The organism is Gemmatimonadaceae bacterium, from assembly GCA_035633115.1.
GTDB lineage: Bacteria > Gemmatimonadota > Gemmatimonadetes > Gemmatimonadales > Gemmatimonadaceae > UBA4720.
The window spans coordinates 1-2,030 of record DASQFN010000113.1; the positions used below are offsets into that span (position 1 = coordinate 1).

2 protein-coding genes are annotated in these 2,030 nt (G+C 61.2%); one reads left to right on the forward strand and one right to left on the reverse strand.

Annotated elements, in window-relative coordinates:
• Positions 1 to 203 precede the first annotated feature (203 nt).
• Positions 204 to 833: a winged helix-turn-helix domain-containing protein gene (locus VES88_16545; GenBank protein ID HYN83091.1), complete on the reverse strand. Its 630-nt coding sequence runs from the start codon at positions 831 to 833 to the stop codon at positions 204 to 206.
• 298 nt (positions 834 to 1,131) lie between these two features.
• Here VES88_16545 and VES88_16550 point away from each other — a divergent pair.
• Positions 1,132 to 2,030: hypothetical protein (locus VES88_16550; GenBank protein HYN83092.1), on the forward strand; the 899-nt coding region annotated here is incomplete at its 3' end.

The window sequence follows — 2,030 nt, forward strand, 5'->3', positions numbered from 1 at the left end:
CTTCAGGGCGCGGTCGTAGGTGTCGCCAACCCAGATGACGTGGCCATCCTCCGCGCTCACGAGCCTGACGTCGATCCGAACGGTGTCGCCGCTGCGGCGCACGCTTCCCTCCAACACCGCCACCACGCCGAGCTTTTCGCCCACAGCGCGCGGGTCCGCCTCCCTTCCTTTGAAGGCGAACGCCGAGCTGCGCGAGATGACCTTCAGGCTCTCAATTTTTGAAAGTCGGTGATGAAGCTCTCGGTCAGGCCGTCGCTGAAGTACTCCTGAGCGGGGTCGCCCGTCAGGTTCCTGAATGGTAGCACCGCGATCGAGCGCGGTGGCGACGAGCCGGTTTCAAAATCCGCACGGCGCGCCGGACCGCGGTAGGCGAGCAGGGCGGCCGCGGCGAACGCAACGACGGCCACCGCAAGAACCACGGCCGACGTTTTTCGGGATGATCTCCTTGCAGGCAGGCTTATCACCGCGATGCGTGAGCCGGCGTCGCCGGTTGGTGATGTCGGCGCGGCGTCGGCCCGGGCGGGCATCGTTACCGCGTCGAGCGCCGCACCCGGCGGCGGAGCGTCCTGAAACTCTTGCTCGACGACGATCTTGACGCCGCGCGTCCTTTCCACCTCGACGACGGACGGCCCGCCCCCGACGGCCTGTTGTTCCACGGGGCCGATGTAGCGGTAGCCGCCCGCCCAGCGCGTCTCGATGAAGCGCGTATCGCCGTGGTGGTCGTCCAGAGCCCGACGGATCGCGACAACGCACTGCGTCAGCGTCGCGTCGTAAACGTCTCGGCCCTCCCAGAAGTGTTCGAGCAGTTCGTTGCGCGTTACCACGCGGGTCACGGTTCTCGACGAGGTAAACGAGAACCTGGAACGGGCGGTTGGCGAGGTGAACCCGTTGGCCCGCGCGGCTGAGCCGCTTTGTATCTGGCTCCAGCAGCCACTCACCCATCGCGTAGCTGTAACTAGACCGCACCGCCATAAGCATTCCAGAAAAGCAGTTTTGTTTTCGATTTATTTCACTTTTTTTTTGGGACTCACCAGGCGCCCGCCGGTAGAGTCCCGGCCCGAAAAGAACAACCCAAGGAAAGGAGCTTCTGGCGGCGGATTATACCCTTCGCGCCGACCGTCGAAAAGTGTTTTGAGGGGACCGAGCGCCATTCTTAGAAGAATCAAGCCGTCAAGCCCGCCCCCAACATGGCTGAATACCACTACCACCTCGCGGCCTCTGCTCGAACAGGGCAAGAACGCGGAGGCTGAGGCCGCGTACAGGAAGGCCAACGGTCTCGACCCGAGCGTGCCTGAATACCACAATAACTTCGGCAACTCCCTCTCTAAGCAGAAGAAGTTGGTGGAGCCGGAGGCCGCCTACCGCGAGGCCGTCAAGCTCGACCCGAACTGGGCCGCTGCAAAAGTCTGGGTTACCTCCTGGAAATCCAGAGCAGGCTCAAAGAGGCCGAGGCCGAATATAGGACCGCGCTCAAGCTCAACCCGAACAACTCCGCCATCCAGGAGAACCTTCAACGGCTACTTCAGAAGAAACAATGAGGGCGCACCTTCCATGATCAGGAGAAGCATTGAGATCATCGCCTTCGAGCGGGAGCGGATCGTCCGGCGCCTGCGCCGGCGTTGTGCTTCCCTGCCGCGCGTCGAGGGAGACGTTGACGGCCACGCTCATGCAGGTCAGAACTTTGGAGGCGGATTAACCACCACACTGTCTGTCCCCGATGTTAACAACGTCGAAACCCATCAACATGAACATACGCCCTCTGCTGTACGAAGGAGGCTAGAAATGAGAGAGAAATATCCCGGACGGCTGCGCGGCTCTGTGTTATGCCGCAAACACCTGCTTCTTTTCGCCTTGCTCGCGCTCTTCGCGTCGCCTCTACTCGGCTGTAAATCTCTTTCTAATCAGACGAACGAAGACCCTAATTACCAACCTCCGGCTAAGCCCGATCTACCCTTTGATCCTGATCTAGGTCCGCGTAGGGAACTATTCCCGCTCCCTTTTGCCGACAAAAGTGCTTTCGCTCCCGATGG